Origin of the sequence: Cricetibacter osteomyelitidis (assembly GCF_004340985.1) — a bacterium.
In the GTDB taxonomy this organism is placed as follows: Bacteria; Pseudomonadota; Gammaproteobacteria; order Enterobacterales; family Pasteurellaceae; genus Cricetibacter; species Cricetibacter osteomyelitidis.
This window is the reverse complement of the sequence record NZ_SLYB01000023.1, coordinates 16,603-38,434: the sequence shown is the minus strand read 5'-3', so window position 1 is coordinate 38,434 and position 21,832 is coordinate 16,603. Positions and strand designations below refer to the sequence as shown.

The 21,832-nt window shown below is 41.2% G+C and carries 22 protein-coding genes and 1 pseudogene; 8 read left to right on the top strand and 15 right to left on the bottom strand.

What is annotated here, in order from left to right:
* Nucleotides 1–254: 254 nt before the first annotated feature.
* The 4 genes from fis to srmB all read right to left on the bottom strand — a co-directional run bounded on the left by fis (nucleotide 255) and on the right by srmB (nucleotide 3,865).
* On the bottom strand, nucleotides 255–554 hold the full coding sequence (fis, locus tag EDC44_RS09895) for a DNA-binding transcriptional regulator Fis (RefSeq protein ID WP_131978183.1): 300 nt from the start codon (nucleotides 552–554) through the stop codon (nucleotides 255–257).
* Entirely contained in the window at nucleotides 548–1,531 is a 984-nt protein-coding gene (dusB, locus tag EDC44_RS09890) for a tRNA dihydrouridine synthase DusB (RefSeq protein WP_131978186.1), read from the bottom strand. Before dusB ends, fis begins: the two co-directional genes overlap by 7 nt.
* A gap of 363 nt (nucleotides 1,532–1,894) precedes the next feature.
* Complete coding sequence (locus EDC44_RS09885; protein WP_131978180.1) at nucleotides 1,895–2,452, bottom strand: DUF5358 family protein; 558 nt, start codon at nucleotides 2,450–2,452, stop codon at nucleotides 1,895–1,897.
* Nucleotides 2,453–2,470: 18 nt separating this feature from the next.
* Nucleotides 2,471–3,865, bottom strand: a complete 1,395-nt coding sequence (srmB, locus tag EDC44_RS09880) for an ATP-dependent RNA helicase SrmB (RefSeq protein ID WP_131978177.1) — start codon at nucleotides 3,863–3,865, stop codon at nucleotides 2,471–2,473.
* Nucleotides 3,866–3,944: 79 nt separating this feature from the next.
* Between srmB and EDC44_RS09875 the strand changes: the two genes are divergently transcribed.
* Nucleotides 3,945–4,649, top strand: coding sequence for a tRNA1(Val) (adenine(37)-N6)-methyltransferase (locus tag EDC44_RS09875; RefSeq protein WP_131978174.1), 705 nt, complete (start codon nucleotides 3,945–3,947; stop codon nucleotides 4,647–4,649).
* Between the two features lie 145 nt (nucleotides 4,650–4,794).
* Here the strand turns inward: EDC44_RS09875 and mnmA are convergent, their stop codons facing one another.
* The 9 genes from mnmA to EDC44_RS09830 all read right to left on the bottom strand — a co-directional run bounded on the left by mnmA (nucleotide 4,795) and on the right by EDC44_RS09830 (nucleotide 13,178).
* Nucleotides 4,795–5,949: a tRNA 2-thiouridine(34) synthase MnmA gene (mnmA, locus tag EDC44_RS09870; protein WP_131978171.1), complete on the bottom strand. Its 1,155-nt coding sequence runs from the start codon at nucleotides 5,947–5,949 to the stop codon at nucleotides 4,795–4,797.
* 82 nt (nucleotides 5,950–6,031) lie between these two features.
* Nucleotides 6,032–6,259 carry a (Na+)-NQR maturation NqrM gene (nqrM, locus tag EDC44_RS09865; RefSeq protein ID WP_131978168.1) on the bottom strand — a complete coding sequence of 76 codons (228 nt, stop codon included), beginning with the start codon at nucleotides 6,257–6,259 and terminating at the stop codon, nucleotides 6,032–6,034.
* A 15-nt stretch (nucleotides 6,260–6,274) separates the two neighbouring features.
* Nucleotides 6,275–7,318: an FAD:protein FMN transferase gene (locus EDC44_RS09860; RefSeq protein ID WP_131978165.1), complete on the bottom strand. Its 1,044-nt coding sequence runs from the start codon at nucleotides 7,316–7,318 to the stop codon at nucleotides 6,275–6,277.
* A gap of 58 nt (nucleotides 7,319–7,376) precedes the next feature.
* The gene (gene nqrF, locus EDC44_RS09855) at nucleotides 7,377–8,606 is read right to left on the bottom strand and encodes an NADH:ubiquinone reductase (Na(+)-transporting) subunit F (protein WP_131978162.1); all 1,230 of its coding nucleotides are present in this window, start codon (nucleotides 8,604–8,606) and stop codon (nucleotides 7,377–7,379) included.
* Between the two features lie 12 nt (nucleotides 8,607–8,618).
* Nucleotides 8,619–9,215 carry an NADH:ubiquinone reductase (Na(+)-transporting) subunit E gene (gene nqrE / locus EDC44_RS09850; protein ID WP_131978159.1) on the bottom strand — a complete coding sequence of 199 codons (597 nt, stop codon included), beginning with the start codon at nucleotides 9,213–9,215 and terminating at the stop codon, nucleotides 8,619–8,621.
* A gap of 1 nt (nucleotide 9,216) precedes the next feature.
* Entirely contained in the window at nucleotides 9,217–9,843 is a 627-nt protein-coding gene (locus EDC44_RS09845; protein WP_131978156.1) for an NADH:ubiquinone reductase (Na(+)-transporting) subunit D, read from the bottom strand.
* Complete coding sequence (locus EDC44_RS09840) at nucleotides 9,843–10,610, bottom strand: Na(+)-translocating NADH-quinone reductase subunit C (protein WP_131978153.1); 768 nt, start codon at nucleotides 10,608–10,610, stop codon at nucleotides 9,843–9,845. The genes EDC44_RS09845 and EDC44_RS09840 overlap by 1 nt, the downstream gene beginning before the upstream one ends.
* Nucleotides 10,603–11,835, bottom strand: a complete 1,233-nt coding sequence (locus EDC44_RS09835; protein ID WP_131978150.1) for an NADH:ubiquinone reductase (Na(+)-transporting) subunit B — start codon at nucleotides 11,833–11,835, stop codon at nucleotides 10,603–10,605. Before EDC44_RS09835 ends, EDC44_RS09840 begins: the two co-directional genes overlap by 8 nt.
* A 2-nt stretch (nucleotides 11,836–11,837) precedes the next feature.
* Nucleotides 11,838–13,178 (bottom strand): Na(+)-translocating NADH-quinone reductase subunit A, encoded by a 1,341-nt coding sequence (locus EDC44_RS09830; RefSeq protein ID WP_131978147.1) that lies wholly within the window; start codon nucleotides 13,176–13,178, stop codon nucleotides 11,838–11,840.
* 428 nt (nucleotides 13,179–13,606) lie between these two features.
* On the opposite strand from EDC44_RS09830, the gene EDC44_RS09825 reads away from it, so the two are divergent.
* Both EDC44_RS09825 and EDC44_RS09820 read left to right on the top strand, forming a co-directional pair.
* Complete coding sequence (locus EDC44_RS09825) at nucleotides 13,607–14,206, top strand: YajG family lipoprotein (protein ID WP_131978144.1); 600 nt, start codon at nucleotides 13,607–13,609, stop codon at nucleotides 14,204–14,206.
* A 95-nt stretch (nucleotides 14,207–14,301) separates the two neighbouring features.
* Entirely contained in the window at nucleotides 14,302–15,426 is a 1,125-nt protein-coding gene (locus EDC44_RS09820) for an MBL fold metallo-hydrolase (protein WP_131978142.1), read from the top strand.
* Nucleotides 15,427–15,485: 59 nt separating this feature from the next.
* Here the strand turns inward: EDC44_RS09820 and pssA are convergent, their stop codons facing one another.
* The gene (gene pssA / locus EDC44_RS09815; protein WP_131978139.1) at nucleotides 15,486–16,844 is read right to left on the bottom strand and encodes a CDP-diacylglycerol--serine O-phosphatidyltransferase; all 1,359 of its coding nucleotides are present in this window, start codon (nucleotides 16,842–16,844) and stop codon (nucleotides 15,486–15,488) included.
* A gap of 136 nt (nucleotides 16,845–16,980) precedes the next feature.
* Here pssA and EDC44_RS09810 point away from each other — a divergent pair, with 136 nt between their 5' ends.
* Nucleotides 16,981–18,024: a tRNA/rRNA methyltransferase gene (locus tag EDC44_RS09810; RefSeq protein ID WP_131978136.1), complete on the top strand. Its 1,044-nt coding sequence runs from the start codon at nucleotides 16,981–16,983 to the stop codon at nucleotides 18,022–18,024.
* A gap of 56 nt (nucleotides 18,025–18,080) precedes the next feature.
* Nucleotides 18,081–18,220: pseudogene (locus tag EDC44_RS13420) on the top strand (shikimate 5-dehydrogenase); the annotation flags it as partial.
* 1 nt (nucleotide 18,221) lies between these two features.
* On the opposite strand, the gene EDC44_RS09805 reads toward EDC44_RS13420, so the two are convergent.
* Nucleotides 18,222–18,482 carry a YfhL family 4Fe-4S dicluster ferredoxin gene (locus EDC44_RS09805; RefSeq protein WP_131978133.1) on the bottom strand — a complete coding sequence of 87 codons (261 nt, stop codon included), beginning with the start codon at nucleotides 18,480–18,482 and terminating at the stop codon, nucleotides 18,222–18,224.
* Between the two features lie 100 nt (nucleotides 18,483–18,582).
* On the opposite strand from EDC44_RS09805, the gene EDC44_RS09800 reads away from it, so the two are divergent.
* From EDC44_RS09800 to fbaA, 3 genes are all read left to right on the top strand, one after another.
* Nucleotides 18,583–19,296, top strand: a complete 714-nt coding sequence (locus EDC44_RS09800) for a ribonuclease T2 family protein (RefSeq protein ID WP_131978130.1) — start codon at nucleotides 18,583–18,585, stop codon at nucleotides 19,294–19,296.
* A 177-nt stretch (nucleotides 19,297–19,473) separates the two neighbouring features.
* Nucleotides 19,474–20,637 carry a phosphoglycerate kinase gene (gene pgk / locus EDC44_RS09795; protein WP_131978127.1) on the top strand — a complete coding sequence of 388 codons (1,164 nt, stop codon included), beginning with the start codon at nucleotides 19,474–19,476 and terminating at the stop codon, nucleotides 20,635–20,637.
* A 97-nt stretch (nucleotides 20,638–20,734) separates the two neighbouring features.
* Nucleotides 20,735–21,814: a class II fructose-bisphosphate aldolase gene (gene fbaA, locus EDC44_RS09790; RefSeq protein WP_131978124.1), complete on the top strand. Its 1,080-nt coding sequence runs from the start codon at nucleotides 20,735–20,737 to the stop codon at nucleotides 21,812–21,814.
* The last annotated feature ends 18 nt before the right edge of the window (nucleotides 21,815–21,832 follow it).

Sequence of the window (21,832 nt, the reverse complement as noted above, 5' to 3'; positions counted from 1 at the left end):
GCGACTTCATCGCGGATAAACTCAAAATCAATGGCTTTAGCCACTTTGCGGACAAGATGGTCTTTGGGAACGAGTTGTTCGAGACTTATCATCTCAAGTTCATATTGAGGGGAGAGAAAATTTTTGAGCATAGGCATTTCCTTTTCGATAGACCTATTAGAGCAAACCTCTAGATGTATGTCTAGAGGTTTGTCAGCGGTCTGAAACGGCATCGAATGATGCCGTTTTTCACAAAATAATTAGTGAAATAAAAATTAACCGCGACCGTATTTTTTCAATTTTTTACGTAATGTACCGCGGTTGATACCAAGCATTGTTGCCGCACGGGTTTGATTACCGCGGGTGTACTGCATTACCATATCCAACATCGGATCTTCAACTTCTGATAGCACTAACTCGTAAAGATCATTCACATCTTGACCATTTAATTGTGATAAATAGTTTCTTAATGCTTGTTTCACAGAATCGCGTAACGGTTTGTTGGTTACTTGAGATTGTGCGTTTAGAGTAGACACCATAAGTGGTGATTCAGAATTACGTTGTTGTTCTAACATTGTTTGTTATCCATTTTAATAGTCTTAAAAAAATCTCTTAATGCCATCAGTTGAGCTTCCGGCTCAGTAATAGCATTAAAAGCCTGTTTAAAAAAGGAATCAGGTTGAATACTCGGCAAATACCAAGCCACATGCTTGCGGGCAATGCGATAGCCTTTCTCCGCACCGTAGAATTGGTGCAGAGCCTGAATATGGGCTAAAATCACACCGCACTTTTCGTCGAAACTTGGTTCCGATTCAACACTGTTTGATTCTAATAATTGTTCGACTTCACGAAAGATCCAAGGCTTACCCAACGCCCCGCGACCAATCATTACAGCATCGGCCCCGGTATAATTCAGCACGAATTTTGCTTTTTCGGCAGATGTAATATCCCCGTTGGCAATCACCGGAATATGCACCGCCTGCTTTACTGCTCGAATATTGTCGTATTCCGCTTCACCTTCAAACATACAGGTTTTTGTTCGTCCGTGAATCGTTAAAGCCTGAATACCCGATTGTTCGGCAATTTTGGCAATGTCCAGACAATTTCGATTGTCTTTATTCCACCCTGTACGGATTTTTAAAGTCACAGGTACGTTTACCGCATTCACCACAGATGTCAGAATTTTTTCTACTAAATCAGGATATTGCAATAGAGCAGAGCCTGCCATTTTGCGATTTACTTTTTTAGCCGGGCAGCCCATATTGATATCAATAATTTCTGCTCCGTATTCTACGTTCACCTGTGCTGCTTGAGCCATTTCATCAGGATCCGAACCGGCAATTTGCACGGCATTAATTCCCGCTTCATGGTGATGAGCCAAACGCAGTTTAGACTTTTCCGTATGCCACACATCCGGATTGGTGGACATCATTTCGGAAAAAGTTAATCCTGCACCATATTGGGCACATAATTTCCGAAAAGGTTGATCGGTGATTCCGGCCATTGGTGCCAACATAACACGATTTTTTAATTGATATTGACCAATTCGCATTACATTCATCCAATTTTACCATTACCTAATTATTCTTAACGCCTTTATCCGCCTGGCTCTTTCTACCTGCAAAGTCTAACCGACAAGGTGCGATATAATACGCACTTTTAATGCATTTGAAAAGAGTATTTTTTATACAAATGCGAATTTTTTTTAATTTTGTGACTTCGCTCAATATTTGGAGATAAAAGAAGCAAAAAATTAATGAATTTGATTGAAAAATTCACTAGTATGTGGTTTGCACGGTTAAAAGCTTAATATGCTAAGTTTTGCTTATGGACAAAGCCAATAATTTTTAACTCTCTCCCGTTTACGGGAGAAGGTTTGCCGGCAATCTGAGGAGGCAATATGCATCCGAAAATATTATAAAATTAGACTCACACCCCATTTCAGGATATCAAAAGAAAACTTGCTTTTATCCAAACTGCCGCTGGGTTTGCTGTCATCTGCTTTCTTTTCTTCCGTCATTGCACTGCGGTATTCGCCTTTGGTCACCGCGAGATCGTCGCGAGCTTTTTTGCGTAATATCTCGCATTGAGTATCATCCAATGCTTCACCGGATTTGATATGGCCAAACTTTTTGCGTTGGTAGGTCACATAATCCATGGATTTTTGATCGGCTTTGATGATTTCCAGGTTTTGTTCGCCAATGATATCTTCTAACGGATAAAAGAACACATATTGCATATAAATAAACTTATCTTCTTTGGCAAAATGATCGAGTTGGATACGTGTTAAGGTCGGATAAATACATTGTTCCGTTTGATTGCTTTTTGCCACCCAGATTTTTGCATTTTTATCGGAAAGTTGATAATCCGCACCGGCAAATTCCCCCGGGATCGGATCTTGTTTTTCGCCGGAAAATAATGAACAAGCACTCAGCAATGTCATTATACTTAATATTGAAAATTGCTTTAACATATTTAATTCCTTAAAAATTTATTGAAATTTAACCGCACTTTCCGCGTTGGCATTGCTATTTTGATTACTTGGTTTGCGGCGTTTACCGATATTTTTTGTATCTTTGTGACGTACCTTTACTTTTTTCTTTTGCTCGCTTTTCTTATCTTCTTTTTTCCGCTTGATACGGGCTTTTTGTTTTTTGGTGACGGATTTTACTTCACCGTCCTTTGGTGCTTTGGTACGGGGCTCTAAACCTTCGATAACACGGGGTTTAAGTTGTTCGTCCGTATAACGTTTGATTTTGCCTAATAGTTTGTAATCGTGTGCTTCCACAAAAGACACCGCCGTGCCTTTTTTGCCGGCACGAGCGGTGCGACCGATTCGATGTAAATAGGTATCCGCACTATATGGCAAATCAAAATTAAGCACGTGGCTGACATCATCAATGTCTATTCCGCGAGATGATACATCCGTAGAAATCAATACCGTCACTATACCGTTTTTCAGTTTATCAATAGCTTGGGTACGTTGGGTTTGTGCCATTTCCCCTTCGATATAGGTGCTGCGAATACCGCGTTTACGCAAGGTTTCCGATAATTCTCGTACATCTTCGCGACGGCGGACAAACACAATACCTCGGCTGACGTGCTCACTTGCGATAAAACGAGCCAGTAGCTTGATTTTATGTTCGTTGTTATCAGCGTGATAGAACCATTGTTGAATTTTTTTACGTTCGCGACGGCTTGGTTCCGCATCAATTTGAACGGGATCGTCCAATAAGCGTTGAGCAAAATCTACTAACAATTCGCCTTCTAAGGTGGCGGAAAATAACAATGTTTGTTTACGCCAACGGGTTTCGGCAGCAATTTTTTCCGCATCTTGCCCGAATCCCATTTGCAACATCCGATCCGCTTCATCGAAAATCAGAATTTCCACCGCACGGCAATCAAAGTTTTCTTCTTTGATGTATTGCAATAAACGTCCCGGCGTTGCCACTACAATATCCTGATTGCTATTAAACACTTCACCGTGATTGGTATAGGACACACCGCCGGTAATCGTAGTGATTTTTAAATTGGTAAATAGAGCTAATTCTTCCGCTTGTTCCGCCACTTGCATCGCTAATTCGCGTGTTGGAACCAGCACTAATACACGCGGAGCACCGGGTTTGTGGCGTGGGTAATCTAATAAATGCTGAATAGCAGGCAGTAAAAATGCTGCTGTTTTACCTGTGCCGGTTGGGGCGGAGCCTAACACATCCTGTCCTTCCATTGCCGCTGGGATGGCTTCCTGCTGAATGGCTGTGGGGCGTGTGTATTTTTTTTGTTGCAATGCCTTTAATAATTCCGGTGACAGATCAAAATCTGCAAAAGTCGGTAATTCAAAAGGCGTGTGTTCGTCATTTGGCGTTTCTGTATGTGGTGCATTCATAATTGGGTTTTATTCTCAATATAGGCAAGCTAAAATATTTGCGGGATTATAACATAAACAAGGACTATGTCAGAAGTTAATGTCAGGATTTACCTTTAAGCAATTTCATATCAATCAAGATCGCTGTGCAATGAAAGTGGGGACGGACGGTATTTTGCTCGGCAGTTGGGCGAATGCCGCAATGGCAACACAGATATTGGATCTCGGCAGTGGCACGGGATTGATTCCTTTAATGCTGGCACAACGAAATCGAACCGCTCAAATTAGTGGTGTGGAATTAGACGAACCGGCGTTTTTACAGGCCAAAGAAAATATTGAGCAATCTATATTTGCCGATCAAATTTGCCTTTATCATCAAAATATTGCTGAGTTTGCCCAAAAGTGCGGTAAAAAATTCGATTTAATTACGGCAAATCCGCCTTATTTTGCTCAAGGTTGTGATTGCCGCGATCCGCAACGGGATTTAGCCCGTTACACGCGGTTAAGCCATTTGCAGTGGCTGCGGACTGCCGAAAGTCTATTAACAGAACAAGGTAAAATTTGTTTTGTATTGCCTTTTACAGTTGGTGAATTATTAAAAACTCAGTTAAAACACACCGCACTTTTTTGTGTGAAACAATGCAATGTCATTACAAAAATCGGTAAAGTTCCCCAACGGGTGTTGTTGGAATTTGCTCGGCAATATTGTGCGTTAGACCTGTCAGAGTTAGTTATTTATAACGAACAAAATCAATATACCGATGAATTTGTGACATTGACGAAAGATTTTTACTTAAAATTCTAGGAACAAAATTTCAATATCTATTGTTTTAGAGTTAATTTAACCTCTTAATCCAAGGGAGAACTTAATGAAATCATGATTGGCGGTAAGTTTAGCTTTAGGTGTTTCTACATAGAAAAACGGCGTTATAAGAATAACACCGTTTTGTTTATCTGAGCTGTTGTTCGATGACTCCGCCGCCCAAACAGATTTCATTCAAATAAAAGACTGCAGATTGCCCCGGTGTTACGGCGATTTGCGGTTCGTCAAAACGCACTTCAATAGTGTCATTATCTAACGGAATGATTTCGCAAGGAATATCCGTTTGGCGATAGCGGGTTTTCACTGTACAACGCAATGGTGCGGTGATTGGGTGGCGATCCACCCAATGTAATTGCTGTGCAATCAACCCTTTAGAATATTGGCTTGGATGGTTATGACCCTGTGCCACAATCAATTCGTTATTCACTAAGTCTTTTTCCACCACAAACCACGCCTCTTCCGACATACCTTTAATACCGCCGATGCCCAAGCCTTTGCGTTGTCCCAGGGTGTGATACATCAAACCTTGATGGCGTCCGATTACATCGCCGTCAACAGTACGAATATTACCCGGTTGAGCCGGCAAATAGCGTGCTAGGAAATCTTTAAATTTACGTTCGCCGATAAAGCAAATACCGGTAGAATCTTTTTTCTTGGCAGTGATTAAGCCTAATTCTTCTGCAATTTGACGCACCACCGGTTTTTCTAAATCCCCAACGGGGAACAGGCTTTGTGCCACTTGCTCTTTACTTAATGTATATAAGAAATAGCTTTGATCTTTGTTATTATCCAAACCGCGTAGCAGTTGTGATTGATTGCCCACATCTCGCCGACGCACGTAATGCCCCGTTGCAATATAGTCTGCCTCTAAGTCTTCGGCAGCATATTGCAAAAACGCTTTGAATTTAATTTCTTTATTGCATAGAATATCCGGATTCGGTGTGCGGCCGGCTTTATACTCCAGTAAAAAATGTTCAAATACGTTATCCCAGTATTCCGCCGCAAAATTAATTTTATGTAAGCGGATACCAAGTTTATCGCATACGGCTTGTGCATCGGCAAGATCGGCGGCTGCAGTGCAATAATCCGTATCATCATCTTCCTCCCAGTTTTTCATAAACAAGCCTTCTACTTGGTAGCCTTGTTTTTTTAGGATGTAAGCGGATACTGATGAATCCACACCGCCGGACATACCTACGATCACTTTTTTTGCGGCATTTTGGGCGAGTTGTGCTGCACTTAAGCTCATCAAATTATCATAAGTAGGTGAATTGGGTTGCATAATCTATTCCTAAAGTGAGATTAATAAAAAAGTGCGGTATTTTTTACCGCACTTTTTATCAAATATGATAAAAGATAGCGGATCACAGAATGCGTTCCTGCTGTTGTAATTTTGCTAAGCGTTCTGCTTCCACAGCCATTTTTGCTTTACGGTTTTCACAAGGTTCGGGACAGTCGCATACTTTTTCCATCCCTAAAGTGCTGATACCGCCGCAGCTGCCGGCAATCGTTTTTCGTTTCACCATATAGCCGATAGCCATTGCTGCAATAATCACCACAAAGAAACCGAATGTAATAAAAAATAATTGCATAATTTATCCGTTATCCTACTTTTGTTCTAAAGTTGTTTTAAATGCCGATGACATTTTAATCTTAAAACCGTCATTTGTCTTGATAATTAAGTAAACCGCGATATTATTTTTTTCCGCTATGGCTAATGCCCGTTCTTCTCCGAGAACGAATAACCCGGTCGATAAGCCATCGGCAGTCATTGAAGTTGGCGATAATACGGTGATCGAAGCTAAATGATGGTGAATCGGAAAACCGGTTTTCGGATCAATTTCATGTGCAAAACGTTTTCCGTTTTCTTCAAAATAAATGCGGTAGTTACCCGATGTTGCCATTGCCATATTGCTTAAACCGATCACTTGTTCGATTGCTCGTGAACCGTCTAACATCGGTTTTTCGATGGCTATTTGCCAATCTTTATTTTCGATATTATGACCTTTGGTACGAAGTTCACCGCCGATTTCCACCAAGTAGTTGTCGATTTGTTGCTTTTCAAGAGCTTCTGCAGCGACATCAACGCCGTAACCTTTGGCAATGGAAGATAAATCAATATAAACTTGCGGCACGGATTTACTGAGTGTCCATTGACCGTCATTTTCCATTAAGTTGATTTTATCAATACCAATCCAATTTTTGCGTTCGGCTAACTGTTCGGAAAGAGGTTGGTGTTCGACACGTTTTTCAGGTCCGAATCCCCATAAGTTGACCATCGGACCTATGGTCACATCTAACGCACCATCAGTCACTTTATTGAGTCGAATCGCTTCTTTCATGACCGTAGCCAATTCCTGTGAAATAGCAATCGGCGTATTTACAGTCGTATTTTGGTTAAAACGGCTGAGTTCGGAATCTTTTTGATAGGTGGACATTTTATTATTTACATCCTGCAAGACGGTATCAATTTGTTGCTGCATGGTTTGCGGATCGATTTTTGGCTTACCGTTATCAATATATTTGATATGGTAAGTTGTGCCCATGGTTTTACCGCTTAAACTGATCAGTTTGGCGTTTTTATCACAAGCTGTAAGAAAAAAAGCCAGTATGAATAATGCCAACCAGCTTTGAATTTTTTTTAAATACATAATATTTTTAAATATTTAACCGCACTTTAGTTAAAAAGTGCGGTTAGTTTTTCAATTATTAACCACCGAAATCATCCAATAAGATGTTTTCGTCTTCAACACCTAATGATTTCAACATGTTGATTACTGCGGCATTCATCACCGGCGGTCCACACATATAGTATTCACAATCTTCAGGTGCTTCGTGATTTTTCAAGTAGTTTTCATAGAGCACATTGTGAATAAAGCCGGTGTAACCGTCCCAGTTATCTTCAGGAAGGGGATCGGAAAGAGCCACATACCATTTGAAGTTTGGATTTTCTGCTTGCAGCATATCGAAATCTTCAACGTAGAACATTTCACGTTTAGAACGGGCACCATACCAGAATGACATTTTACGTTTACTGTGTAAGCGTTTTAATTGGTCAAAGATATGAGAACGCATTGGCGCCATACCCGCACCACCACCGATAAATACCATTTCCGCATCGGTTTCTTTCGCGAAGAATTCACCGAACGGACCGGAAATCGTTACTTTATCACCCGGTTTTAATGACCAGATGTAAGAGGACATTTGACCCGGCGGTACATCAGGATTGCGTGGCGGAGGTGTTGCAATACGCACGTTAAGCATAATAATGCCTTTTTCTTCCGGATATGAAGCCATTGAGTAGGCACGGATAATATGCTCGTCCACTTTAGAGGTGTAACGCCATAAGTTAAATTTATCCCAATCTTCGTGGTATTCTTTCGGCACATCAAAGTCTTTATAATGAACCGTATGCGGGTCGGCTTCAATTTGAATATAACCACCGGCACGGAACGGCACTTCTTCCCCTTCAGGAATAGCCAATTTAAGCTCTTTAATGAAAGTTGCTTTGTTGTCGTTAGAAATAACGGTACATTCCCATTTTTTCACGCCAAACACTTCTTCCGGAAGTTCAACGTCCATGGAATTTTTCACGTTCACTTGGCAAGATAAGCGATAACCTTCTTTGGCTTCACGTTTGCTGATATGAGAAAGCTCTGTCGGCAGAATATCGCCGCCGCCGCTTTTCACTTTCACCACGCACTGACCACAAGAACCACCGCCACCACAAGCGGATGATACGAAGATCCCTTTACTTGCCAAAGCACCTAAAAGTTTGCCGCCGGCAGGTAATTTGATCGATTTCTCAGGATCATTATTAATTGAAATGGTAATGTCACCTGAATTCACTAACTTGGATTTCGCGAATAAAATAATGACTGCAAGCACTAATACGAGAACCGTAAAGGCTGCAATACCGAAAATAAAATTACTATCCATTCGATATGCTCCTTATAGCTGAATACCAGAGAATGACATAAAGCCTAACGCCATTAAACCTACGGTAATAAAGGTGATACCTAAACCGCGTAAGCCTGCCGGTACGTCAGCGTATTTCATTTTCTCGGTTAAACCGGCAAGTGCTACGATAGCTAACATCCAACCTGTACCTGCACCGATACCATATACTACGGATTCACCGAGGTTATAATCACGTTGTACCATGAAGGATACGCCACCGAAAATCGCACAGTTTACAGTAATTAACGGTAAGAAAATCCCTAATGCGTTATAAAGTGCCGGGAAGAATTTATCCAGCACCATTTCAAGAATTTGTACTAATGCCGCGATAACCCCGATAAACACGATGAAGTTTAAGAAGGTTAAATCTACGCCTTCAACTAATGCGCCGTCTTTTAATACGTGAGTATAAACCAATTGGTTTACCGGTACGGAAATACCTAATACCACGATTACCGCAATACCTAAACCGAATGCCGTAGAAACCTTTTTGGATACCGCTAAGAACGTACACATCCCTAAGAAAAAGGATAGTGCCATATTCTCAATAAAAACGGATTTTACGAATAAACTAATGTAATGTTCCATTTTATTTCTCCACTTGTTCAGGTTTCCAAGTTCTTAATCCCCAGATTAAAAATCCGATGATGAAGAATGCACTTGGTGCAAGTAGGAATAAACCGTTTGCTTGATACCAACCACCGTCTTGGATAGTTTGGAATACGGTCATACCGAATACTTTGCCGGAACCGATTAATTCGCGTAAAAATGCTACGATGATTAAAATTGCACCATAGCCTAAACCGTTACCGATACCGTCCACGAAACTTTCAAACGGAGGCTCTTTCATTGCAAAAGCTTCCGCACGTCCCATTACGATACAGTTGGTAATGATTAAGCCAACGAATACGGATAATTGTTTAGACAATTCATAAGCATAAGCACGTAATACTTGGTCAACCAACACCACTAAAGAAGCAATGATCGCCATTTGTACAATAATACGAATACTATTAGGAATGTAATTGCGGATCATCGAGATAAAGCAGCTTGAAAACCCTGTTACCAAACTTACCGCAATCGCCATTACTACCGCGGTTTCTAATTTGGTGGTTACCGCTAAAGCAGAACAGATACCTAAAATTTGTAATGCGATAGGGTTATTATTTGCGACCGGTGCAAGCAATAACTCTTTTAAACGTTTATTATCAGCCATTATAATGCTCCTGCTTTCACTTTTTCGAGGTAAGGGCCAAAGCCGTTTTTGCCGAACCAGTAATCAAATGATCCTTGTACACCGTTGGTGGTCAAGGTTGCACCTGAAAGTCCGTCTACACCGTGAGCCGCATCGGAAGAAGCACCTTTACCGATATGTAAAGCCACTTGCCCTTCGGCATTAAACAGTTTTTTACCGACAAAGTGTTTTTGCCATAATGGATTGGCGATTTCACCGCCAAGACCGGCTGTTTCACCTTGTTCATAGTAAGTGATACCTTTAATGGTATCCGCATCAGTATCTAATGCCACAAACCCATACATCACAGACCATAAGCCCGTACCGTACATTGGTAATACGATTTGAGTCACTTTACCTTCAGCGTTTTTCACTAAATAAACTTCGGCTAATTTTGCCCGCACTTTAATACCGGCTTTATCATCCGCAGGTTCAATAGCAATACGTTGAGCCGGATCTTTTACTGCGACTTTCGCATCAAAAGTACCGCTTTGTTCAACATAATCACCTGTTGCAAGATCTACTAAACGCGGTTCGATACGTTCTGCATAGACTGCTTTAATATTGGTTTTCGGTTCTAGAAGACCTGCAACGCTTAAGATATTTCTTTGTTTATCCAGTAATTTTTGTTCTTCTTGTGTCGGTTTTAATGCAACGGATGCACCTGCAACGATAATAGAACAAATCAAGCTCACTAAAACAACGACTAATATTGTTCCGCTTGTGCTGTCTTTATTAAACTTAGCCATTACGTGCTCTCCTACGTTTAATATTACCTTGAACAACCAGATAGTCGAAAATCGGTGCCCATAAGTTTGCGAACAATATCGCCAACATCATACCTTCGGGATATGCCGGGTTGACCACACGAATTAACACTACCATCACACCGATTAATGCACCGTACCACCATTTACCTTTGTTGGTGAAAGAAGCAGATACCGGATCCGTTGCCATAAACACCATACCGATTGCGAAACCACCTAAAACCAAGTGCCAATGCCAAGGCATTGAGAACATTGCATTAGTGCTTGAACCGATTAAGTTGAATAAGGTTGCGGTTGCAGCCATACCGATCATCACACCGGCGATAATACGCCAAGAGGCGATACGTGCGAACACAATAATAGCACCACCGATTAAGATCATTAGGGTAGAAACTTCACCCATAGAACCCGGAAGGTTACCTAAGAAGGCATCCATCCAAGTAATCGGTTGACCGGTCGCAACGTGTTTTAACGCAGCTTCGCCGCCTACAGACCATTGAGAAAGTGCTGTGGCACCAGAGAAACCGTCAGTTGCCGTCCATACGCTGTCACCGGAAATTTGTGCTGGATAAGCAAAGAATAGGAACGCACGACCGGCCAAAGCAGGGTTCATAAAGTTTTTACCTACACCGCCGAATACTTCTTTCGCTACCACTAAACCGAAAGTAATACCGAGAGCAGCTTGCCATAGCGGCAATGTCGGTGGCACGATTAATGCAAACAAGATAGTTGATACGAATAAACCTTCGTTTACTTCATGACCGCGAACGATAGAGAAAATTAACTCAACCGCCGTACCGACCGCAAATACTGTAATGTAAATCGGCAAGAAGAACATTGCACCAAGCAACATTTTGCTGCCCCAGCCTGCTTCGGCACCTAAGGTTGCGCCTAAGGTTTGGGCAAGGGAATAATGCCAGTCGTTTGCGATCAGGTCAGAAATATTGCCTAATTGCAATGCTGCGGCAATGGCTTGGTTACCCACGTTGAACATGCCGTAGAACATTGCCGGAAATAACGCCAGCCATACAGTAATCATCATACGCTTGGAATCCAACGCATCACGTACCTGTGTGCCGTTTTTGGTTACAGTCCCCGGCGTGTACACCAAGGTGTACATTGATTCAAATAATGGATATAACTTGCTGTATTTACCACCGGGTAAAAACGCAGGCTCCATTTTTTCAAAAAGATGTTTTAAACCCATTTTTAACCTTCCTTCTCAATCTTAGTCAGCACATCACGCAAGATTGAGCCATATTCGTATTTGCCCGGGCACACGAATGAACAAAGCGCTAAATCCTCTTCATCCAACTCTAATGCACCTAGTGCTTGAGCACCGTCGGTATCGCCGACAATCAAATCACGCAGCAATAATGTTGGCAAAATATCTAACGGCATTACACGCTCATAGTTACCGATTGGCACCATTGCACGCTCACCGCCGTTTACCGCCGTTGTGAAGTTGAACAGTTTTTTTACAAAGTGACCCAAGGTTGTACGGGTAATGGAATATTTATTCGCACCCGGTGCGATCCAACCGAGAAATTCTTTTTCATCACCTTCCGCCAATACGGATACTTGCAAGTGATAACGACCTAAATAATCGTGAGCAGCTTTAGCAATTACACCGTTTAATACAGAACCTGAAACAATACGGTTATTGCCGTCTTTTAATTCGCCTGCGGTCAATTGGCTTAAATTTGCACCTAATACGGTGCGTACTAAACGCGGATTTTTCACTTGCGGACCGGCCACAGACACAATGCGTTCCGGGTTGATTTCACCGGTAGTGAATAAGCGACCGTATGCAATCACGTCTTGATAGTTAATAGACCATACTACTTTATTTAAGCTCACTGGCTCGATAAAGTGAATATGGGTACCTGTTAAGCCTGCCGGATGCGGGCCGCCGAAATCATGAATGGCAAGATTAGCAATATCCGCAGTCGGAATATTGGTATCGCCGGCTTTACATAAATGTAATTTGCCGTCATTTAAGCGACTTAATACTTGCAAGCCGTTAACGAAATCGTCCCAAGCTGCTTTTAAAATCACTTCCGGATCGGCTGCTAACGGATTAGTATCCATTGCATTAACAAAGATTGCTACCGGTTTGCTGTCCACCGCAGGGACTTTACTGAACGGACGAGTACGCAATGCAGTCCATAAACCGGATTCCTGCAAATTTTTGCGAATTTGATCCGCACTTAATGTGCTTAACTCTGCCGCAGAGAATTTATCGAAAGTAATTTGATCATTACCTTCAACTTTAATCACCACGGATTGTAAAATACGCTTATCGCCACGGTTAATTGCACTAATGGTACCGGCAGCCGGTGCAGTAAAAATTACGCCCGGATTCTTTTTGTCTTCAAAAAGAATCTGACCTTTTTTAACCACATCGCCTTCGCGAACCTTCATAGAAGGACGCATCCCCACATACTCTTCACCAAGCAAAGCAACTTCAGTGATAGCAACGCCATCACGGATTACCTGCTCCGGTTTTCCGGCAATCGGAAGATCCAAGCCTTTTTTAATCGTAATCATATTGTTTGCACTACTTTTAGTTAGATTAAAAATACAGTTAACGCCCAAACGTTAACCTCGTCTTGAGTATGATCTTTCTTATGAACTCAAAATAAACTCATAAAATCAATCGTTTAATAATAAAACTCAAATTCTGTATTGCATTATTGAACGGTTAAAAAACATACGCTCAATATACTGTAAATTCTGGATAAAAATTGACGGCTTATTTTAACGAAAGATGGGCTTGCTTACCACCTAAACAGACTGTTTTTGTCAAAAAAATGTAACTTTTTTGAAACAAATCAATTTTTATCGTTAAGTTATAACTCCAAATGGGTATTCGATTATTACTTATATTTTTCTTAGTCAGACCCAATAAAACACTATACAATTTAAAATAAGTTTGTAAGAATACCATAATTCATGAAATATAAGGAGAACGACCAATGCTTAAATCATTCAAAACGCTTTCAGTGGCGAGCATCATCGCAGGAAGTCTTGCATTGACTGCTTGTCAAACACCAAGCAACACTCTGTCTTTCAGTGTACCTTCACCTACATTATCACAATTTAATTTGGCTAACCAAAGCAATGTCGTGTTGAATGTCGTGACAAAAGATGAACGCAGCAAGCCGGAAGTGTCCAGCTATGTGCGTAGCAATCAGATCCAAACATTATCCGCCTCTCCGGAGCCGGTGCGATTATTCCAACAAATTTTCCAACAAGATTTTAATAGCAAAGGTTTCCGTTTGGGAACACCGTCAGCATCCAATACAAATGTCTTAATTAATATTAAACATTTTTATGCTCAGGTGGACGAAGGCAATCTACGTTATAAAGTCAGCAGTAAAATTCAGTTAGAAGTGCATATTCAAGGCTCAAAAGGTAATTTCACTAAAAATATCGGCGGCACAAAAACTTATGAAGGGGCATTCGCCGCAAGTAATGAAAATATTCAAAATGTGTTGAATGACAACTTAAAAGAAGTTGCCGAAATGATTTATAAGGATCAGGAATTAGCTGACGCAATTCGTCGTTATAATTAATTTATGCAAAATATTGAATATTATACGGGGAAAGTGCGGTCAGTTTTGACCGCATTTTTCTTCTGTTTATTGATGTTTTTATAGGTAAACAAACAATGTCAGTTATTTTTTCAATTTTAAAATGGAGTGTAATTCTGGTTGTCGGAATCGGAATTGCCGTCTTCGCCTTTATTAATTTTCACCCGACTTTTGGTGGGAAGCCGAATGAAGCAAGTTGGAAAAAAATTCAAAATTCACCGCACTTTAATGGTGAAATTTTTGAAAATTTCGAACCAACCGAAGTAGAAATTACCGACGGTGGGAATTCAGAAAAGCCGAGTATGATTGAATGGCTCAGCGCTGTTACTAATCCGCCGCCGGGCAAACAACCGGAACAACCTTTACCGAGTGAAAAAATTGATCTTAACAAATTACAGAATAATCATTTTATTTGGCTCGGTCATTCCGGTTTATTGTTTAAAATGGATAATAAAGTTATTGTTGCGGATCCCGTATTTTATCGTGCTTCGCCGATTATATTGGGCGGTGCTCCGTTTCCTATGGAATATACTCCGATTAGTGCTGATTTTCCTGAATTTATTGATATTGTTGTGATTTCTCACGATCATTATGATCACTTGGATTATAAAGTGATAACAGAAATTAAAGATAAAGTCGGTCGTTTTTATGTGCCTTTGGGTGTAAAAGCGCATTTACAGCGTTGGGGCGTAGCGGATGATAAAATTGTGGAAATGGATTGGTACGAACAGGTGAAACAAGATGATTTGGAATTTACCTTCTTGCCGTCTCGTCACTTCAGCGGACGCAGTTTAAGTAATCGTAATAGTACGTTATGGGGAGCTTGGTCAATTAAATCATCCGACTTCTCTTTATATTTTAATGGAGATAGCGGCTACGGTAAGCATTTTGCTCAAATTGGTGAGAAATACGGACCGTTTGATTTAGCTTTTATAGAAAATGGGGCTTATAATCAAAATTGGGCGTTAATTCATATGTTTCCGGAGCAATCAGCACAGGCCGTAGAAGATGTAAAAGCCAAAGTGGCTGTTCCGATTCATTGGGCAAAATTTGATTTGGCTTATCATAATTGGAAAGAGCCTATTGAACGTTTCACTAAAGCTGCCGAAGGAAAATCTTATGAAGTGGCGACACCTAAAATTGGTCAAGTTTTTTCTCTTGATAATTTACCGAAAGAAAAATGGTGGGAAAAGGCGAAGTAAGCGAATAAGCAAAAGTGCGGTCAATTTTGACCGCACTTTGTGTTAATGCTCGAAATGAACTACAAAATCATTTTCACAATATGATCCGCTTTCACACGGGCAAAACGTTTTAACAATTTTTGCACCGGAGCAGGGTAATCTTCTATTTCATCCAGTTCGGTATAATTTTTCAATACTTGCGTATGCTGACGGATTTGCTCTAATTCCGCTAACACTTGCTGGCGTAATTCCTGTTTCGGATCGTCAATTAACAAACCGTTTTCCGCATCCAATCGCCATGCACGCGGGTTGAGATTGTTACCTGTGAGCAAAATATAACGATCATCTCCCCACACGCCTTTTAAGTGATAGCTGTTATCACCGTGCTTCCAAGTGCGGATCACCAACTGTCCGTTATTAATTTCCCATTCAAATTTTTTGCTGAATGCCCGTAGGTTTTTTTCATATAAATAAGGCAACGCACCGGCAATTTTAAACGGTTGATCCGGCGGAATATAGAAATCGTTGGCGGTTTTATCACCCACAATAATTTCTACTTGTTTTCCTTTCGACAACAAACGGCTAATGCGTTTTTGCAAGGTTCGGGGGAAATTAAAATAAGGCGTACAAATTACTAATTTTTCTTGTACTAAAGCAAATAAATCCTCAATAGTGCGATTCAGCATATTGCCGTTCGCCCCTAAGCCGAATAACGGCGTGATGGATAAATTTTCTGTAGAACTGACCGCACTTTTAAGCCGGTATTGCCCTTCGGTGGCAAGCTGTTTGCGGAATGCTCGGATATTATTACGCAATTCTTTGGTGTTCGGGCGATTGCTGTCATCCAATGGATTTACCGCGCTCGGATCGCATAAATGCTCATTAATAAATTGCACCATAGAATCCGCTAAGGCAGCGTTAGTGATTTTTTGATAGCGGTCGTAACGGTATTTATCTAATTGATTCAGATATACATTATTAATACTTGCACCACTGTATAGAATGGTGTTATCAAACACAAAACCTTTAATATGCAGCACACCGAACACTTCGCGCGTATTAATCGGTACGCCCCAAAAGAGATTATTCGCCTGCAGATTGCGACGTTGTTCGCAATACCAATCCGCATTGGTGGTGGTTTTTTCCGCCCCCAATAAGTTTCGTTGTGCCCGATGCCAATCCACTAAGATTTTAATATCCAATTCGGGATTTTTGTCTTTGGCTTGGTAGATTTCATCTAAAATCAACTGACCCGCTTCATCTTTTTGCCAATAAAGTGCGGTCACATAAATTCGTTTTTTTGCATTACGGATCAGCTCGATAATCTGTTCACGAAATGCCGACGGCGAATGAATAAATTCCACGTTTTCCGCCTGTAAAGGCAAACGCGGCAATGCCGCCATATTATTTAAAGCTCTTTGGGTTTTACTGATTAACATAGTTTTTTATCAATATTTCAACTTTTAACGCCGTAGTGTACCGAATTTAGGCGGAATTGCCAAAGATAATCGTGAGAAAAATTATTTTTTCCGCTATAATTTCCCGCAATTAATGACCTGATGGAAATCTTCCAATATGAAAAAACCGATATTCCAACAAGCGGATAACGGCAAACGCTTTCAACAACGCGATAGCCATTCCCGCAATGAGCGTTCGGAACGTTCCCGTAACCGCAATGAAAAATCCGCTGAAAATAAACCGCACTTTGGCAATAAAAAGCCGTTTAATAAAAAACCGTTTGCCGATAGATCGGAACAAACCGCACCGCAAATCAGCGAAACGACCTTGCAAACCGTTCGCGGTAATCATGTTAAAGTTTTGGTAAAAGGTGATGGTGTTGGTTTTAAAGAAAAGAAAACCGGTCCGTTATCACCCCGTGCACCGGAAAAAATCCGCAAAAATCGCTCCGAAGAAATGAAAGTCTATGGTGAAAATGCCTGCTTGGCATTGTTTGCCGAACGTCCGAAATCCATTGTGCGGTTGTGGGCGAATGTGGAAATAGCGAAAAAAATCGGTGAAATCACCGGCTATCTCGCGGCTAATAAAAGAGCCTACCATATTGTGGATAATCAAGAATTAGAACTGGTCAGCGGCACGGAACATCACGGCGGTATCTGCTTGTTAGTGAAAAAACAACGTGCTTTTGGGTTAAAAGGCTATCTTGATGTGCCGCGTCAACAAGACTGCTTGCTGTTATTAGACGGTGTACGTAATGCTCATAATATCGGCGGCGTGCTTCGCACCGCTGCGTTTTACGGTGTAAAAGGCGTAATTGTGGATGATGCGGAATTGCTCAATTCGGCCGCTGCAATGCGGGTAGCGGAAGGTGGAATGGAATTCATCAAGGTTTTAGAAACCGACTGCACGGATAATGCGTTGCAACAGCTGCGTGATGCGGGTTATCAAATCGTGCATATCACCCGCCATAAACAAGCCAAATCGTTAGGCAATACGCAATTTGCCGATAAAGTGGTGTTTATATTAAGCGAAGCGGTGAACGAGCAGTTGAATTATCCGCAAGATACCGAAATCGTACTTTCTCACAATAATCCGTTGAAAAATGGCTTAAATGTGGCAGTTACTGCCGGCGTGTTATTGGCAAAATGGTATTTTCGTTAAAATTTAAACTCAACGTTGGGGTTTACTATGCTTATTAATTTTAAGCCGAAATCACTCGGGCAAAAGGTAAACAAACGATTTCCGGGGCGGAAGTAATCGTATTGCAAGCCGTTGAACAAGTTGAACTTTATACGCAGCAGCGTCCGAGTGATGAATTGATTGCAGAAGATCGGCTTTTGCTCGTGCGGATGCGTAAATTAAAGTTTATCTGCGTGATGAATTAACACGAATTTTTCCCATAATTCATCCGCACTTTCACGATGTTGCGGGTCGTTAATAATGCAGTTGGTAATAGGGCAAACCTTCTGGCAGGTAGGTTTGTCATAATGCCCGACACATTCTGTGCAAAGCACGGGATCGATCACATAGATTTCATCGCCAATGGAAATGGCTTCATTCGGGCATTCCGGCAGGCACATATCGCAATTTGTGCATTTTGTGCTAATCAGTAGTGCCATTGAATATTCCTTTGTTGATGAAAATGAGAGTAGAGTTGTAAAGGTCGGCAATTATAATCAAAAGAGCACAAAAAACAACCTTTTTTAAACTAGGGATTTTATGAGTAAAAAACAAGATATCAAATTACCGCCGTGGCTGGTGGTAGCGTTATTGGTGTTGGGGATTATTTATCAACTCTTTTTTGCCCCGCCGAAAAATACCGAATATCCATCATTGGGAAAACAAGATGTATCAAATACCATCATCGCCGATTATGATGTGAAAATGCGGGATGATGCCATCGGGCAAAATAAAAATGCTAAAACCGATTACTATATGCTGGCTTTGTCTTGGTCGCCGGGTTTTTGCGACATGCAACGCAAGCAAAATGGTAATCGGTTACCGCCGTCATCGCAATATCAATGCGGCACAAAAAATCAATTTGGCTGGGTGATCCATGGCTTATGGCCGCAAAATGCCAATGCGAAAAGCGTAAGCGATCATCCGCGTTTTTGTCAGGGTGATTTACCGCCACTAAATGAAAATCTGCTCAAACATTATTTGTCGGAATCACCGGGAGCGAAATTATTGCAGGGCGAATGGGAAAAACACGGCGCTTGTGCTTTTGACAGTGCTGAACAATATTTTGAAAAACAGCGGGAATTATACCGCACTTTGGTGTTGCCAAAGAATGAAATGTCCCGTTCCGAATTATTTAAATGGATGAAAAAACATAATAAGCAGTTGACGAATAGATATTTAAGAGCGAGCCATAACGAGTTGTTTATTTGTTATAACAAAAATTGGCAGACTATGGATTGCCCGAAGAACTAAAAAATCGTTTTAATTGAGAACGATTTTTGATAAATTTTGTTCTGATGTTTATTTAGAATTATAAAAAAAATAAAAAGTAACCTAATTTATTTGATCTAAACCAGTTATTTTTTGTTGTGAACTGGTATAATGCGAGCAGTTTTTCAATTTAACACACATATAAGAGAGGATTAATCAATGTCAGTAATTAAAATGACCGATTTAGACTTAGCGGGTAAACGCGTATTTATTCGTGCGGATTTAAACGTACCGGTAAAAGACGGTGTGGTAACTTCTGATGCACGTATTCGTGCCACCATTCCGACATTAAAATTAGCCCTTGAAAAAGGCGCTAAAGTGATGGTGACCTCTCACTTAGGTCGTCCGACAGAAGGTGAATTCAATGAAGCCGATTCTTTACAACCTGTTGTTGATTACTTGAACAAAGCCTTGGATGTACCGGTTCGTTTAGTACGTGATTACTTAGAGGGCGTTGAAGTGAACGCGAATGAAATCGTAGTGCTTGAAAACGTACGTGTAAACAAAGGTGAAAAGAAAAATGATCCTGAATTAGGTAAAAAATATGCTGCACTTTGCGATGTATTTGTGATGGACGCATTCGGTACGGCTCACCGTGCTCAAGCGTCGACTTACGGTGTGGCACAATTTGCTCCGGTTGCGTGTGCAGGCCCATTATTAGCCGCTGAATTGGATGCGTTGGCAAAAGCATTAAAAGAACCGCAACGCCCAATGTTGGCAATTGTAGGCGGTTCTAAAGTTTCCACTAAATTAACCGTATTAGATTCTCTTTCAAAAATCGCAGACCAAATCATTGTGGGCGGCGGTATCGCGAATACCTTTATTGCAGCACAAGGCCACAACGTAGGTAAATCTTTATACGAAGCAGATTTAATTCCTGAAGCACAACGCTTGGCTGCAAGCACCAACATTCCTGTACCGGTTGATGTACGTGTAGGTACTGAATTTTCCGACACTGCCCCGGCAACTGAAAAAGCGGTTAACGAAGTTGCGGACAACGAATCTATTTTCGATATCGGCGATAAAACGGCAGCTCAATTAGCCCAATTAATCAAAAATGCGAAAACTATTCTTTGGAACGGTCCGGTCGGCGTATTCGAATTTCCTAATTTCCGTAAAGGTACCGAAGTGATTTCTAACGCTATCGCAGAAAGCGAGGCATTCTCTATCGCAGGCGGCGGTGATACCTTGGCGGCTATCGATTTATTCGGTATCGCAGATAAAATCTCTTATATTTCTACCGGTGGCGGTGCGTTCTTAGAATTTGTAGAAGGCAAAGTATTACCGGCTGTTGAAATTCTTGAGCAACGTGCGAAAGGTTAATAACCATTAATAATTTAGGTGTATGTAAATACGTCCTACAAACAGATTTTAATTTTAATTGACGCATTAAGCGTCCAAATCCAAAAGGAAAACGAAAATGGCTAAATTATTAGATATCGTAAAACCAGGCGTATTAACCGGTGATGATGTGCAAAAAGTATTTGCTTACGCAAAAGAACACAACTTTGCTATCCCGGCGGTCAATTGTGTCGGTTCTGACTCCGTAAATACAGTATTGGAAACTGCGGCACGTGTAAAAGCACCGGTTATCGTACAATTCTCTAACGGTGGTGCGGCATTCTATGCCGGTAAAGGTATCAAACCGGCAAGCGGTGCGCGTCCGGATGTATTAGGTGCTATCGCCGGTGCAAAACACGTTCATGCTTTAGCGGAAGAATACGGTGTGCCGGTCATCCTTCATACCGACCATGCAGCGAAAAAATTACTTCCTTGGATCGATGGTCTGCTTGAAGCGGGCGAAAAATACTTTGCTGAAACCGGTAAACCGTTATTCTCATCCCATATGATCGACCTTTCTGAAGAATCAATGGAAGAAAATATGGCAATCTGCCGTGAATATTTAGCGCGTATGGATAAAATGGGGATGACCCTTGAAATTGAAATCGGTATCACCGGCGGTGAAGAAGACGGTGTAGATAACTCAGATGTGGATGAATCCCGTTTATATACTCAACCGGCAGACGTACTTTATGTTTACGACCAATTAAACCCGGTAAGCCCACGTTTCACAGTGGCGGCTGCATTCGGTAACGTACACGGCGTTTATAAACCGGGCAACGTGAAATTAAAACCATCTATCTTAGGTGCATCGCAAGAATTTGTTTCTAAAGAACGTAATCTTCCGGCAAAATCAATCAACTTCGTATTCCACGGCGGTTCAGGTTCATCTCGTGAAGAAATTCGTGAAGCAATCAGCTACGGTGCAATCAAAATGAACATTGATACGGATACTCAATGGGCCGCGTGGGACGGTATTTTGCAATTCTACAAGGCAAACGAAGCATACTTACAAGGTCAATTAGGTAATCCTGAAGGCCCGGATGCACCAAACAAAAAATTCTACGACCCACGTGTGTGGTTGCGTAAAATGGAAGAGTCAATGTCTAAACGTTTAGAGCAATCTTTTGAAGATTTAAACTGTGTAAATGTTTTATAATTGAGCAAGAAGAAAAAT

What these genes read in the sequence shown, in the direction of transcription:
- fis (WP_131978183.1), bottom strand. Translation starts at nt 554, where the DNA reads ATGTTAGAACAACAACGTAATTCTGAATCACCACTTATGGTGTCTACT.
- nqrE (WP_131978159.1), bottom strand. Translation starts at nt 9,215, where the DNA reads ATGGAACATTACATTAGTTTATTCGTAAAATCCGTTTTTATTGAGAAT.
- EDC44_RS09845 (WP_131978156.1), bottom strand. Translation starts at nt 9,843, where the DNA reads ATGGCTGATAATAAACGTTTAAAAGAGTTATTGCTTGCACCGGTCGCA.
- EDC44_RS09885 (WP_131978180.1), bottom strand. Translation starts at nt 2,452, where the DNA reads ATGTTAAAGCAATTTTCAATATTAAGTATAATGACATTGCTGAGTGCT.
- EDC44_RS09825 (WP_131978144.1), top strand. Translation starts at nt 13,607, where the DNA reads ATGCTTAAATCATTCAAAACGCTTTCAGTGGCGAGCATCATCGCAGGA.
- pgk (WP_131978127.1), top strand. Translation starts at nt 19,474, where the DNA reads ATGTCAGTAATTAAAATGACCGATTTAGACTTAGCGGGTAAACGCGTA.
- nqrM (WP_131978168.1), bottom strand. Translation starts at nt 6,259, where the DNA reads ATGCAATTATTTTTTATTACATTCGGTTTCTTTGTGGTGATTATTGCA.
- EDC44_RS09810 (WP_131978136.1), top strand. Translation starts at nt 16,981, where the DNA reads ATGAAAAAACCGATATTCCAACAAGCGGATAACGGCAAACGCTTTCAA.
- EDC44_RS09835 (WP_131978150.1), bottom strand. Translation starts at nt 11,835, where the DNA reads ATGGGTTTAAAACATCTTTTTGAAAAAATGGAGCCTGCGTTTTTACCC.
- EDC44_RS09805 (WP_131978133.1), bottom strand. Translation starts at nt 18,482, where the DNA reads ATGGCACTACTGATTAGCACAAAATGCACAAATTGCGATATGTGCCTG.
- EDC44_RS09840 (WP_131978153.1), bottom strand. Translation starts at nt 10,610, where the DNA reads ATGGCTAAGTTTAATAAAGACAGCACAAGCGGAACAATATTAGTCGTT.
- EDC44_RS09875 (WP_131978174.1), top strand. Translation starts at nt 3,945, where the DNA reads ATGTCAGGATTTACCTTTAAGCAATTTCATATCAATCAAGATCGCTGT.
- EDC44_RS09800 (WP_131978130.1), top strand. Translation starts at nt 18,583, where the DNA reads ATGAGTAAAAAACAAGATATCAAATTACCGCCGTGGCTGGTGGTAGCG.
- EDC44_RS09830 (WP_131978147.1), bottom strand. Translation starts at nt 13,178, where the DNA reads ATGATTACGATTAAAAAAGGCTTGGATCTTCCGATTGCCGGAAAACCG.
- srmB (WP_131978177.1), bottom strand. Translation starts at nt 3,865, where the DNA reads ATGAATGCACCACATACAGAAACGCCAAATGACGAACACACGCCTTTT.
- EDC44_RS09860 (WP_131978165.1), bottom strand. Translation starts at nt 7,318, where the DNA reads ATGTATTTAAAAAAAATTCAAAGCTGGTTGGCATTATTCATACTGGCT.
- EDC44_RS09820 (WP_131978142.1), top strand. Translation starts at nt 14,302, where the DNA reads ATGTCAGTTATTTTTTCAATTTTAAAATGGAGTGTAATTCTGGTTGTC.
- fbaA (WP_131978124.1), top strand. Translation starts at nt 20,735, where the DNA reads ATGGCTAAATTATTAGATATCGTAAAACCAGGCGTATTAACCGGTGAT.
- pssA (WP_131978139.1), bottom strand. Translation starts at nt 16,844, where the DNA reads ATGTTAATCAGTAAAACCCAAAGAGCTTTAAATAATATGGCGGCATTG.
- nqrF (WP_131978162.1), bottom strand. Translation starts at nt 8,606, where the DNA reads ATGGATAGTAATTTTATTTTCGGTATTGCAGCCTTTACGGTTCTCGTA.
- mnmA (WP_131978171.1), bottom strand. Translation starts at nt 5,949, where the DNA reads ATGCAACCCAATTCACCTACTTATGATAATTTGATGAGCTTAAGTGCA.
- dusB (WP_131978186.1), bottom strand. Translation starts at nt 1,531, where the DNA reads ATGCGAATTGGTCAATATCAATTAAAAAATCGTGTTATGTTGGCACCA.